The sequence below is a fragment of the Dyadobacter ginsengisoli DSM 21015 genome, from assembly GCF_059568735.1.
The window spans coordinates 902,046-915,660 of sequence record NZ_JCANTY010000002.1; the positions used below are offsets into that span (position 1 = coordinate 902,046).

Sequence of the window (13,615 nt, forward strand, 5' to 3'; positions counted from 1 at the left end):
CAATTCATGAGTTTACCTGTCAGCGATTTAGATTTTCAGAAAAGTCACACCAAGTTTATCATTGGAAATGAGGATGTGATTATCATCAGCAAAGGCCTGCACGCGACCAACGGTATTTTTTACCGTATTACACTCACCGCAGGGCTCAATGTTTTCGACGAGCGTGGTGGTTACAGAAGTATCGCTCAAACCAGTATCGATGTTTATAACTATGAGATTCTTTGCCTGTCGGGCAGCATTGGATCATATAGTGACCCTCAGATTTACATCAAAGGCTCTGGTCAACAATTGTATCTATACAAGTTCCCATTTAACGAACTTTCCCAGACAGAGCCATTGGAAGGATATGCCGAAATCGGCGCGGTACTCAATTTCGTATGGACATCACAGTATCCCTCTTTCGACGGCCGAAAGACCAGGTTCCAGAAAGCGCACGCCAAATTCATCATTGGAAATCCGCAGGGCATTTCCATTATCGATAAGGGCGATACAGTTACTGTCAAGGTCGAAGGAGTATATGTTTTTGATGAAATCGGTGGATACAGAGTCGTTCACTCATCGAGTATAACACTGAGTAACAATGAAATACTCTGTCTTTCAGCCGCCCAGGGGAGCTATTCAGATCCCAAACTCTATACCAAAGGTGCCGGTGAAACCTTGTATCTCTACAAGTTTCTATTCAATGGGACGACCCAGCTGGAAGCCCTTCCCGGCTATGCGGAGTTGGGGGCTGTCATGAACCGCGTTTGGACTCCCTACAATCCTTCGTTTACGGAAAAGGTGTACGACCGCTTTCGTGATTTCGAAGAAAAAGGCCTTTTGATGAAACGGTCGGACGAGCACTCTCCATTTCGGGACAAGATCCCCAATTTTGTAAAAAAATGGAGAAACCGCCGAGAAGACATTAACATCGTCATGCTCGACGGTTCCATCAGTACCGATATGGGTTACAGCGTCAAAAGGACCGATGAAGCATACAGGCCGCCGTGCTGCACGGAAAGAAACATTCCGTCTTTCATTGAGGAGAAATTGAGATGGAAGCAACAGCAATACCGAAGATACGACGCCAAGGTAGAGAATAGCCCTTCAAGCGATCCCGTTTTTACTGAGGATTTCTCCGGCGGAACCGCCGTTGTTACCAACAAGGATAAGGCATGGGACTGGGTTTATAAAGACAGCAATGGCAACTACATCGATCCCCCGGTCGCGAACTACAATGGACTTACCCGCATTCTGTCGGGGGCCAATCCCGAAGTAAGCTATGCTTTCAGGAGTACGTGGAAGCGATGTGATTTTGTGCACCGGACTGATTACCTGTCGTCAGCAAATCTTCAGATTACCGTATTGAATGCCAGCCAGCAACCGGTAAACGGGATTATCAAAGTATACATCGAAACATCCGACACCTGGATTGAAGCCAATGGCCATATCTTTTCCGCAAAGGAGACCGACGAAATATTGGCAGGGAGCTTCCAGATGACGACATCTTCGGGACTCATCACGTCGACCGGCCTCCGGAAAACAATATTTCAGAAACGGCTCAAAATGCTGAGAACAGGAACGGGCGAGAACACGATTTCCATCAGGAGTACCGATGGAGGACGTCTTTGCTACTGGGGCATTCAATATTCCAACACCGAGCAAATGTTCAACCTTATCGACTATGCAAGGGGCTCTCACAACATTGCATCTTTGAAAGTGTTCGAGTCCTGGGCAGTCGACTACTGGAAGCCGCAACTGATTTTATATGCGTGCAACACGATTAATGAAGGCGCTAGTTGCGCCCTCCCCACATCATTAGATTCGCCTCAAACTTTTGCTGGAAAATTCAAAACGTTTATAGATAGTCTGCTGATAAAACCTTATCAACCAGAGATCATTGCTTACATACAGTTTTGCATGCGTAATCAGAAACTGGTTGATGCCAGCGATGCTGTGAGTTCGACGTTCATCAACGGTTATGGTTCCGCTACCGTGTTTGACTACCATGATGCCCTGTTTCAAACGCTTCAGGAACTGCCTATTGCCTCTGCCAATGCATTCTACGAATTCTGGAACATCGCAAAGAGACGGTCCGAGTATTATGGCACGTCTATTTACAATGAAATGCATGGTGCGGCAGGCGCGGCGAGCGACAGTTTCACTATCGATACCACCCATCTCAACGAATATGGTGCGATGGTAGGATGGCGGTTTTTGGAGAAATATTTCAATTTTTAGAATCTTCTGTTCCCATAAAAGTAAAAGGTCCATTCTACGGATGGTCCTTTTACTTTGACTGCTACCCGGCTGTTCAGCGGCGCCTCTCATCATAAAAATAATCGCTTTTTTTATCAGATATTTCCTATTCAATTAATTTATCATACATTTGCCGCAATGGTCTCCGCGTTCCCGGAGACTAGCTAACCGCTTTATTTGAGACCTTATCTTCCTGACGATGTCTGAAACATCATTGCTACATGAAGACGTCACATTGCTGCACCGTATTGCGGGCGGTGACGAACAGGCTTTCAGGATCATTTTCAACCGGTATCACCACCGGCTCGGTGCGCACATTTACAGGGTTACGCAGTCGCGCGAGCTCGCGCAGGAAATCACGCAGGATGTTTTCCTCAAAATCTGGATCAACCGGGAGACGCTGACCGACATTGCGAACTTCAAAGCATATCTGTTTACCGCTTCCAAAAACCAGGCCCTGACCTATTTAAGGAAGATGGCGATGGAAAAGAACCGCGTTACGGCTCTCGAAAACACGATGGATGTACAGCACGACGACGATGCCGACGAAAATGCAAGGTATCTGCTCATCGATGAAGCCATTGACCACCTGCCGCCCCAACAACGCCAGGTATACCTCCTCAGCCGCCATGAACGTCTGAAATACACCGAAATAGCCAGCCGCCTGAGCCTTTCCCGCGAGACGGTGAAAAAGTATCTGCAACTCTCATCCGAGTCGATCAGTAACTATATTCGTAAAAAGTTAATTATCAACACATTACTAATAATCTCAATTTTTATTTAAAAAAAGCGACGGGACACTACCCCCTTTTTTCCTACTTCTTTCGTCTTTCATACAAGATTCTGATTTTTTCAGCTTGACTAAACCATTGGCGCGATGGCAACATCTCCAGAGAGGCTTTCTTTGCTGTTCAGGCGTTACTATTCGGGCATTGCGACGTCCGGAGAAACGAACGAGCTGTTGGACCTCATCCGTTTTTCAAAAAGTGATGAAGCGCTCGCCGATGCACTCAGGCAGGCCTGGGAACATCTGAACGAGCATGAGAAACAGTTTTCGGAGGCTGAAAGCGATAGCATGCTGAATGCCATTCTGAATGATATCGAAAACGATGAGCCCGCTCCGGCGACCTACCGGCTGCGCTGGTGGCGCTACGCTGCCGCGGCCGTTGTTTTGATCGCCGGTGCATTACTCTTTTACCAATACAAACACCGTACGGTATCGCTACCCGGGGTGGTTGAAACGCCCCGCATTACCAACGACGTTGCTCCCGGTGGCAACCGCGCCCTGCTGACCCTGGCCGATGGCTCCAATTTTGTCCTGGACAGCGTACCCAAAGGGCTATTGGCGAAAATCGGTTCTTCGGAAATCATCAAAACGAACGAAGGACAGCTTGCCGTCGCCACGGAAAACGCTCTATCAGGCATTGATTTACAAGCAAATACGCTATCTACTCCCAAAGGTGGCCAATACCAGCTTCTGTTACCGGATGGTAGCAAAGTATGGCTGAATGCCTCGTCATCCATTAAATTCCCTGCACTTTTCTCAGCTGCGGAACGAAAAGTCGAAATCACCGGGGAAGTTTACTTTGAAGTTTCGAAAGACAAAAAGAAGCCTTTCAAGGTCAAGTTTGGCGATTCCGAAGTAGAAGTACTGGGTACCAGTTTCAACATCATGGCCTATCCCGAGGAAAAGAGTTCGAAAACCACGCTGGTGGAAGGCTCCGTGAAGCTGAGAAGCACCGGCAAGTCCAGAATGCTGGTGCCCGGGCAACAAGGAGCTATCTTTTCAAACGGAACAATCGTGACGGCAACGGTGGATACCGAGCGGGAAACGGCATGGAAGCAGGGGCTGTTTTATTTCCGGGATTCGGGGATCAACGAAATCATGCGGGATGCCTCGCGCTGGTACGATATAGAGGTTGTATACCAGGGCAAAATGCCGAAGCGACAATTTACCGGGAAGGTATCCCGGAATGTCAATATTTCCGAACTACTTAATATGCTGCGCTATGCCGGGGTCAACAGCAAGATCGAAAATAAGAAAGTGCTGATCTCCATGTAGTGTCGTATATAGCAATGCGTTAACACTGTCATTCCTGAACCCACATCCTTAAAATCATGAAATACACTGGAAACTCTCCGCCCCGCCAGTGGCCGGCATAGACGAATAGATAATAAAACAGGGAAAATGCTGCGAACATCTCCCCTGAAAACGTCCGGGCTATGCACTAAGCTTCCGTCAAGAAAGTCATTGTTCACTTACCCAAACCTTACAAATATATGCAATTAATCCACTTACTCCGGAGCCGGGGGTGCCCTCGCGTATCCATACCTCCGAAACTGATCCTGACAATGAAACTGCTCACGTTTCTCCTTCTGGCAACACTCTCGCAGGTTTCGGCCGACGGTTTTAGCCAGAAGATCACCCTCGACGAGAAAAACGTTCCGCTGGAAACAGCGCTATCGGCTATCGAAAAGCAAACCGACTACCTCTTTCTGTACGATAAGCTCGATATGCCCAGGGGGCAGAAAGTGAATTTGCAGATCCGGAATGCTTCTATTCAACAGACGCTTAATCTGTTGCTCCGAGACCTGCCGCTTTCTTACAAGATCTTCAATAAAAGCATCGTGCTCAGAAAAGAAATCAAAGGGAAAGAGGATACACCGGTTGGCACCGGCAAGAAACCCGAAGCCCGGCAAACCGTTAACGGACGGGTTACCGACGGTCAGGGAGAAGCATTGCCCGGCGTGAGCATATTGATTAAAGGAACGCAAACCGGTACCACTTCAGATGTGCAGGGCCGGTACAGTATTGAAGTCGACGGACCTGAGGCCGTTCTGATTTACAGTTTCGTAGGCTACATCAGCCAGGAGTTGCAGGCCGGCAATCAAAGTGAGATCAACATTAAGCTCATCGGGGATATCAAGGCTCTGAATGAGGTGATCGTGATCGGCTATGGAACGATTAAGAAAACCGACCTGACCGGCGCTGTCGGCACAGTAACCGGAAAACAAACTGAAAACCAGGCAGTACCCACATTAAGTCAGGCATTGCAAGGCAAAATGGCCGGCCTTACCGTACGTCAGGAAAGTGGAAATCCGGGTGCCGGTGCCGAAATACGCATTCGCGGAATGGGTAGCTTCGGAGCGAAAGCTAACCCGCTGGTCGTCATCGACGGCATTATCACCAATGGCGGGCTCACCGACCTCGATCCCAACAGCATCGAATCGGTCACCGTTTTGAAAGACGCCTCGTCTGCGGCCATTTACGGTTCCCGGGGCGCCAACGGAGTGGTCCTGGTTACTACCAAACGAGGCAACACCGGCAAGGAAGTGATCAGCTTTCAATCTTTTTACAGCTTCGACAAGGTGATCAGCAAAATCGGCACGGTAGACGCCTCGACTTATGGTTCGATGGTCAATGATTTTTATGTCAACCAGGGCAAGGAAGCTCCGTATGCCAATCCCGCTTCGCTTGGGAAAGGCACCAACTGGCAGGATGAGATTTTCAGGACCGGGGGCAAACAGAACTATTCACTTTCGCTTAGCGGCGGGACCGAAAAGAACCTGCACGCCATTACCATGAGCTATTACAAAGGCGACGGGATCGTGATCAATTCCAAATACAGCCGCGCCAATTTTCGCGTCAACAACGATATCAAACCACTAAAAGGACTCAAACTCAGCAGTAGTTTCGGGTTTAGTTACGGCGCATTGAAACAGGGTGACCCGCAGGGGGCCGTGAATGCTTCACTGATCTACGCGCCCAATGTGGTGCCCTACAAGGAAGACGGCAGTTACGGCATCGCCGACCGCGCAGGCCAGCCTACCACCATGACGGCCCCGCTCGTGTACGCCTACGAAAGAAACAACCGTGAAAACCGGCTGGGCTTACTCGGCAATCTCTTTGCGGAATATGAGATCCTGCCCGGGCTGAAATTCAAAACAAGTATCGGAGCGGAATATATTAATCTGGATATCAAGAACTTTGTACCCTCCTACAACTTCGGCCTCGGCAACTCCAACGGAATCGCGACGCTGAACCGGGAATTGAGAAGTACCAAAAACTACATTCTCGACAACATCCTGACTTACAGCAAAACCTTCGGCACAGCGCACCATCTCGACCTGATGGCAGGATACACTTTCCAGGATGAACGTTACGAATTTGTGCGCGCGTTCCGGAACACTTTCAGCCGAAATGATGAAAACCTGCAAGTGCTCGACGCAGCGACTTCCAATGATCTGGCGCGGGGAAATTATACAGAATGGGCGTTGCAATCGTATCTGGGCCGCATTAACTATACATTCAAGGAAAAATACCTGCTTTCTTCCAGCATCCGGATCGACCAGTCGTCCCGTTTCGCCAAAGAAAACCGCACAGGGGTGTTCCCGTCCCTCTCAGCCGGTTGGGTGCTCTCAAACGAAGACTTCATGGCGAATAAGCTTGGGCCGGTCAGTTACCTCAAATTGCGGGCCGGTTATGGTGCACTGGGCAACCAGGATGTGGGAATCTACCCTTACCAATCTCTGATCGACTATGGCCTGAGCTACGATTTCGGTTCATCCCAGAATGTAGTGGCCGGAGCGGCGCCAACCGCGTTGGCAAACCCGAATATTTCCTGGGAGAAAACGACCACCACCGGCGCAGGATTGGAATTCAACCTGTTTCAGGATAAGCTCTCTTTCATAGTGGATTATTACGACCGACGCACCTCCGATGTACTCGTACGCGTGCCGCTGCCGGGCATTTCAGGGATGGCTACCTACCCGTATCAGAATGTCGGCAGTGTCCGCAACAGCGGGATGGAATTCACCGTCGAATACCGTGGCAATGCATTGAACCAGGAACTTAACTACAATGTTGGCTTCAACCTGACGGTCAATAAAAACAAGGTAACCAAACTCGACAAGGGATTGGATATTATCCAGGCAGGTGGTGGCCAAGGAGGTGTAGAAACGCGCACCTCACAGGGCCAGGGCATCAATGCGTTCTACGGCTATGTGCAGCAAGGCATTTTCCAGACCGAGGATGAAGTAAAAAGCTCACCCCTTCAACCCAATGCAGCACCGGGTGATATCAAGTTCAAAGACCTTAACAACGACAACGTCATCGACGATCGTGACCGGACCTACATCGGAGATTTTCTGGCCAAACAGATTATTGGCTTTAATGCCGGGGCACGTTACAAAAACTTCGACCTGACCCTTTCCATCACCGGTGATTTTGGCAGATATCAGAACATATTTGCAAGCGGATTTGCCGCCGCACGCGCCGCTGAATCAACCAACATCATGTGGGCCGACCGCTGGACAGGGCCGGGAACCAGTAACCATGTTCCACGCATCATTGGGGGAGACCCGAACAACAATTCAAGATCTTCGGACTTCTGGGTAAGAAGCCAAGACTATGTACGTCTGCAAAATGCACAACTGGGTTACGACTTTTCGGGCAAGGCAGTCAAAAAGGCTGGCCTGGGCAAGATAAGGCTCTACATCGCTGCACAAAACCTGCTGACTTTCACCAAGTACCCGGGCTTCGATCCTGAAACTACCGCTACCGCCTATCCTATCCCACGTTCGGTTTACATGGGTTTGAACCTGGGCTTTTAACCACATCCGCATTGAATGTAAACGGTCATTATCATGAAAAAAAATAGCTATACTTTATTCCTGCTGGCCTTCCTGACCTGCGCCTGCAACGGGAAACTCGATATGGAACCGATCGGCTCGGTTTCTCAGAATTCCTTTTACACTACTGCTGATGACGCCAATGCGGCGGTAGTAGCCTGCTATAATGCCATTCTCGCGTATCATACGGGCGGGAGCGGCAGCAACGTCACAGGGATGGACATGTGGGGAGATATCCAGAGTTCGGACGCGGAGCCACACCCGGACGGCGTGGCCTGGAACCAGATCTATCAATACACCCTCCAACCCAACAACGGCGAACTGTCCAACCAATGGTTCCAGATCTATGAAGGCGTTTACCGCTGCAATCAGGCCATGGAGAAAATACCAGGGATCACGATGGATGAAAAGATAAAATCCCGACTGATCAAGGAAGCCTATTTCCTGCGCGGCTGGTGGTTGCTGCGCCTGGCGAAAATGTACGGCAATGCGCCATTGGTAACCAAAACCCTCGGTATCGACGAGTTGCTCGTTCCGAAATCGACCCGCCAGGAGATTTTTAACCAGGTTGAAAAGGACCTTTTAGAAGCATCGACCCTCCCCGACTCCTATGATGACGCCAACCTGGGCCGGGCTACATCCTTTGCCGCCAAAACCGTACTCGCCGAGCTGTATCTCTGGGAAAAACAATGGGCTAAGGCCAAACCCCTGCTGGAATCAGTAATCAATTCGGGCCGGTTCAGGTTGCTGGACTCGTATGCTGCATTGTTCGACGGGTCGGTTGAAAACCATGCGGAATCTATTTTTGAGATTCAGTATAAAGCCAATACCGGCAAAAACCTCGGCAACTTCTCGACGACTTACAGCGCACCGAATGGCGAAGGTTATGTACCTGGCGGAGGCTGGGGCTGGATCAGACCTACCAAGGATCTGATCAATGAATATGAAACAACACCCAAGGAAGATCCCCGCCTAACCTATTCCATCTTCCGCAAAGGCGACAATTTCGAGGGACAGGTTTTCAAAGACGTGGTGAACGGAACCGGTTTTGCGATCAAAAAATGGGTGATATCCGGCAAGACAGGTGCGGAAATAGAGCAGAATTATCCATGGCATACCTCCGCTAACTTTGCGCTCTACCGCTATGCTGAAGTACTGCTGATGTACGCCGAAGTATTGAACGAAACCGGCGATCCGGTTGGCGCTGTGGGCTACATCAACAAAGTCCGCGCCCGCCCTTCGGTAGCCATGCCCGCATTGGCCTCCGGCCTCAGCAAAGCACAGGTTTTTGAAGCTATCCGCCACGAGCGCCGGGTTGAATTCCCGTTTGAAGGCAAAATCGCTTACGATCTGCGTAGATGGGGCATTGCCGGCAGCTTTTTAAGGTCAAAGGAACGCTGGCAGAACGATGTCAAGATCAACCCGCAATGGGGTGGCAACTTTTTCAAGTATGTCGACGGCAAACATGATATTTTCCCGATCCCGCAATCGGAAATAGATAAATCCGGAGGGACATTAGTACAAAATGAAGGGTGGTAATCAATAGGAAGGAAATGATGAAACAATTGAGATCATATAGTCGGATGCCCGGGCAGGGACTGTTTTTACATTTTGCCATTCTGATCGTCTTCGTCATGGGCATCCCGGATGCCGTCGGCCAGGAACCAGGCAAAACAACTTCTCTTTTTGACGGCAAAACGCTCAAAGGATGGAAAACAGCAGACCCGGCCGAACTGAGCCAGTGGCAGGTAGTCGACAGCGCCCTGGTCAGCGGCGATGGCGTCAGTAAAATACCGGCTAACCGCTACCTGTTCACGACCGGGGAATACCAGGATTTCGAATTCCGCTGTCTGTTCAGACTCACGGGAGATCCTAAAACGGGCCTCATTAACAGCGGTATCCAGTATCGCTCCGTCGTCGAAGGAGGTAAGGTAGTCGGTTATCAGGCCGACATCGGTACCGGTTACTGGGGCGATATCTACGACGAACACCGAAGGGGTAAACTCGTAGGCGGCGACCTGAAAACGCTAAGCCATCTTCTCAACGAAACCGGCTGGAACAGCTACATTATCCGTTGCAGGGGAAACCGGCATGAGCTCTATATCAATGGCGTCAAAACCTGTGACTATGTCGAAACCGATTCCAAGATCCCGAAAAAAGGGTTTATCGCCGTTCAGATCCACAGCGGCGGGCTGGCAAAGGTAGAATTCCGGGATCTGGTCATCACTGAACTATGACCTTTTTGATCTAAATAACACAAAATCATTACGATATGACGCTTAGGAGTATTTCGTTAGCACTGATTTCACTGGCACTTTTGGGGGGTTCTGAAAGTACATTCGCCCAGCGAAAAGATAAAACACAATCGATCCGGACGGGCGTGTACACCCCTGAACAAGAACTAGCCGGTTTCAAACTGGCGCCCGGGTTCGTCATCGAACTCGTGGCCAGCGAAAGGGACAGCATTGTCAATCCGGTGGACCTCACCTTCGACGACGCGGGGAGGCTATGGACACAAACCGCCCGGATGTACCCGCTCGACCCCATTGCCGATATTCAATGGAACGACTTGCTGCGGCTGATGGACGACCAGAATGCGCAGAAAACCCATCCGGCCTTCAAACGCATTCTCGATCTGTACCAGGGAAAAACGAAAGGAACAGACAAAATTCTGGTCATTTCCGATCTGTATGGAAAAACACCTGCCAAAACCGCGATTTGGGCTGAGGGGCTAACCATTCCAATGAGTATTCTACCCTACAAAAACGGTGTTTATGTAGCGCAAGGCTCAGAAATGTTCTTCCTCGATGACGCCAACAAGGACGGCAAAGCCGACCAGCGCGTTCCGCTGCTGACCGGTTTCGGGTTCACGGACACGCACACGATGGCGCATACCCTCATGCGGGCACCCGGCGACTGGATCCATTTCAGCCATGGCGGCCTCAACAAAGGTGAGGTAACTTCACTGACCGGCCCCGGCAAAGCCAAGATCGATTTCAGCAAGATCGGCCGGTTTTCGCTCGATGGAAAAAAGGTGGAGGTCGTCAGTTCCGGCCTGAATAATATCTGGGGATTTCAGCTCAGGCACAACGGACAATGGTATGGTTCCGAAGCTAACGATCTCGGTTATTCAGTCGTGCAACTGGAACCGGGTGTGGGCTTTCCAGGCATTGGTAATGACCGGATCCGGCCTTATCAGCCATTCATGCCGCCTTTGCACCAGTTTAGGGTCGGCGGGACCGGCATATCCGGGACTGCGTTCCCCGACGATGCCTCCGGCTCCTTCCCGGACGAATACAAAGACGTCGCGTTTCTCGCCAACCCTATTACGAGCTCCATCAATGCGGTGAAAATGGTGCGTAATGACGACGGCACCGTCACTTCCAGCCATCTGCCCGACCTCCTCACTTCCGAAGACGACTGGTTCAGGCCAGTCAATATGGAATTCGGGCCCGATGGCTGCCTGTACATCGCCGATTGGTACAACAAAATCGTATCCCATAACGAGCTGCCGACCACGCACCCGGATCGGGACAAAACCCACGGAAGGATATGGCGCATCCGCCACGTGAGCCAGAAACCGCGGGAAGTACCTGATTTTTATCAAATCAAAACCGTGGACCTGCCAGCCTACCTGACCTCCCCCTCCCTATGGCAAAAACGCGCCGCCTGGCACCAGATATCCGATCGTCCCACGGCTGAAACATCGCAGCTGGCTCCCCGGCTGGTCGCTATCGCTTCTGACGAAGCCAATGATCCCGTCTCACGCATTCACGCTTTGTGGTCGCTTGAAGGTGTCCGGCATTATGATGCCGCATTACTGGCTTCATTACTGAAAGCCAGCTCACCCGACCTCCGCCGCGAAGCAATCCGGTCGCTGAACAGTTTCGGCTTAAAAACGGCTGCTATTGCCACTGCCGTCGCATCCCTGATCGAAGATCCGAATCCGGCAATCCGTTCGCAGGCGATCCGTACGCTGGAAGAAGCAGAACCAGCCGATCAGCAGGTGATCGCGCTACTTGTAAAAGCGGCCAAACCGGAATTGCCCGGCAACAATATGGGCGGTAGCTATGAGCGGCGTTTCGAAAGATACCTCGTGCGTAAGGCATTGGAACAGTCGCCCGACGAACTCCAGAAATTCATCGCTTCGCCGGCGGCGCAGGCAGTTCCGCCCATGCATATGTTATGGGCCGTGCAGGCATTGCCCGCACCACGGCGTGAGCAGGCGTTCGCGCAATTCTGGCCGAAAGCGAAGCTGACGGTACTCGACGAATCGACATTTGTAAGCATGGCAGGCATGCTGGCCAACAACGACATCGATCAGGCTATGAAACAAATGCTGGATAACCGGGCGAATGCGAAAACCTACCTGACATATGCATTGCAAAATCAGTCCCAGGTGCAATCGCGCCAGATTTCAAAGCTGCTGGCGAGCCCGGTAAGTGCATTGCTGGAAAGTCCTGCCCAGGGTGACAAAGACCTCGCACTGGACGTAGCCGGGCGTTTCCGGGTCGCGAATGCGAGAGATGCCGCCACTGCATTGATCCGGGAAGAAACGCCGGAGCCTACTTTGAAACTGGCACTCAAAGTCCTGGAAACTGATCCATCGAAAAGCGAGCCGACCTACAAAAAGATAGTCACCGACAAGAAATTCAGTTTCGATATGCGCGCCGCGGCCCTCAACAGCCTGGCCAAAGCCAATCCCGCTGCCGCACAACAGGCCGCCGCCCAATGGCTTCCCGGTCTGAACGAAACGGAGAAGAAGGATCTTGCTAATACCCTTTCCGCTTCTCCCCAGGGATCTGACCTGCTGCTGACCTTGCATGAAAAGAAGCTGCTTTCATTGTCTTCCATTGACCTGCCTGCCGCGGAACGCATTGCCGGTTCCAGCAAGAACGACGCCCGGAGCGCGGCGATCATGAATGGCGTAAAAAAACGGGAAGAGACTAAAAAGAAGGAATTCAAAGGAAAACTGACGAAATACATGACCATCGCCGGAAAGCATAACGGCAATGCAGAAGCCGGAAAGGTGCTTTTCCAGACCTGTCTGCTATGCCATCAGGTAGGGAATCAGGGGCAAACCATTGCCCCGGCGCTGGACGGATCGGCCAACCGCGAAAACGAAGCGCTGCTCACGGCGATCCTGAATCCTGACGCTGCCGTGGAGTCCGGATATTCGGTGTACCGGGTCACCAAGAAGGATGGTACGAATGTCGAAGGTTACCTTGTCAGTAAAGACAACCAGGGCACGACTCTCGCATTCATGGGTGGCAGCAAGGTTTTTATTGAAGCCAGCGCCATCCGGTCCCAGACCTTCCTTGGCGGCCGGTCATTCATGGTGAGGGGCCTGATCGACGGCTATTCCGACCAGCAGGTCGCCGACTTGCTGTCGTACATCAAAACCCTTAAGTAAGCTTTTGATCTGTTCCATTTAAATTCCTGAAATAATGGTGAGACATTTTGGTGTTTTTCAATTCAAACCGGCCGTGACCGACGACCAGATTGCCTTTTGTTTTAAAACAATGAAAGAAATGGTCGGACAGATTCCCGGCCTGCTCGATATGGAGTACGGCCCCTACAACAGCACAGAAGGGCTGAATGAAGGTTTCACGCACGGTTTCCTGATGACATTCGACAGTCTAGCGTCCAGGGATGCTTACCTGCCCCACCCGGTACACGAGCATGCCAAGGAAATCGTAGTGCCGAACCTGGAACGGGTGGTTGTTTTTGATATCGATGTTTAGTT

Annotated in this window: 8 protein-coding genes; all 8 read left to right on the top strand. The window is 50.9% G+C overall.

Annotated elements, in window-relative coordinates:
• The first annotated feature begins 6 nt into the window (after positions 1-6).
• The 8 genes from BP71_RS09985 to BP71_RS10020 all read left to right on the top strand — a co-directional run bounded on the left by BP71_RS09985 (position 7) and on the right by BP71_RS10020 (position 13,613).
• Positions 7-2,220, top strand: coding sequence for a hypothetical protein (locus BP71_RS09985; protein WP_496378644.1), 2,214 nt, complete (start codon positions 7-9; stop codon positions 2,218-2,220).
• A 217-nt stretch (positions 2,221-2,437) separates the two neighbouring features.
• The gene (locus BP71_RS09990; RefSeq protein WP_496378646.1) at positions 2,438-3,022 is read left to right on the top strand and encodes an RNA polymerase sigma factor; all 585 of its coding nucleotides are present in this window, start codon (positions 2,438-2,440) and stop codon (positions 3,020-3,022) included.
• A 93-nt stretch (positions 3,023-3,115) separates the two neighbouring features.
• Entirely contained in the window at positions 3,116-4,300 is a 1,185-nt protein-coding gene (locus tag BP71_RS09995) for a FecR domain-containing protein (protein ID WP_496378648.1), read from the top strand.
• A gap of 290 nt (positions 4,301-4,590) precedes the next feature.
• Positions 4,591-7,851, top strand: a complete 3,261-nt coding sequence (locus BP71_RS10000; protein ID WP_496378650.1) for a SusC/RagA family TonB-linked outer membrane protein — start codon at positions 4,591-4,593, stop codon at positions 7,849-7,851.
• Positions 7,852-7,884: 33 nt separating this feature from the next.
• Entirely contained in the window at positions 7,885-9,408 is a 1,524-nt protein-coding gene (locus tag BP71_RS10005) for a RagB/SusD family nutrient uptake outer membrane protein (protein WP_496378652.1), read from the top strand.
• Positions 9,409-9,422: 14 nt separating this feature from the next.
• Entirely contained in the window at positions 9,423-10,106 is a 684-nt protein-coding gene (locus BP71_RS10010; RefSeq protein WP_496378654.1) for a 3-keto-disaccharide hydrolase, read from the top strand.
• 35 nt (positions 10,107-10,141) lie between these two features.
• A complete protein-coding gene (locus BP71_RS10015; RefSeq protein ID WP_496378656.1) occupies positions 10,142-13,282 on the top strand; it encodes a DUF7133 domain-containing protein in 3,141 nt (1,046 codons plus the stop codon).
• A 34-nt stretch (positions 13,283-13,316) separates the two neighbouring features.
• A complete protein-coding gene (locus tag BP71_RS10020; protein ID WP_496378658.1) occupies positions 13,317-13,613 on the top strand; it encodes a Dabb family protein in 297 nt (98 codons plus the stop codon).
• Positions 13,614-13,615 lie beyond the last annotated feature (2 nt).

Bases quoted from the DNA above. Each gene is read 5' to 3' on its own strand.
- BP71_RS10005 (WP_496378652.1), top strand. From the start codon at position 7,885: ATGAAAAAAAATAGCTATACTTTATTCCTGCTGGCCTTCCTGACCTGC.
- BP71_RS10020 (WP_496378658.1), top strand. From the start codon at position 13,317: ATGGTGAGACATTTTGGTGTTTTTCAATTCAAACCGGCCGTGACCGAC.
- BP71_RS10015 (WP_496378656.1), top strand. From the start codon at position 10,142: ATGACGCTTAGGAGTATTTCGTTAGCACTGATTTCACTGGCACTTTTG.
- BP71_RS10010 (WP_496378654.1), top strand. From the start codon at position 9,423: ATGATGAAACAATTGAGATCATATAGTCGGATGCCCGGGCAGGGACTG.
- BP71_RS09985 (WP_496378644.1), top strand. From the start codon at position 7: ATGAGTTTACCTGTCAGCGATTTAGATTTTCAGAAAAGTCACACCAAG.
- BP71_RS09990 (WP_496378646.1), top strand. From the start codon at position 2,438: ATGTCTGAAACATCATTGCTACATGAAGACGTCACATTGCTGCACCGT.
- BP71_RS09995 (WP_496378648.1), top strand. From the start codon at position 3,116: ATGGCAACATCTCCAGAGAGGCTTTCTTTGCTGTTCAGGCGTTACTAT.
- BP71_RS10000 (WP_496378650.1), top strand. From the start codon at position 4,591: ATGAAACTGCTCACGTTTCTCCTTCTGGCAACACTCTCGCAGGTTTCG.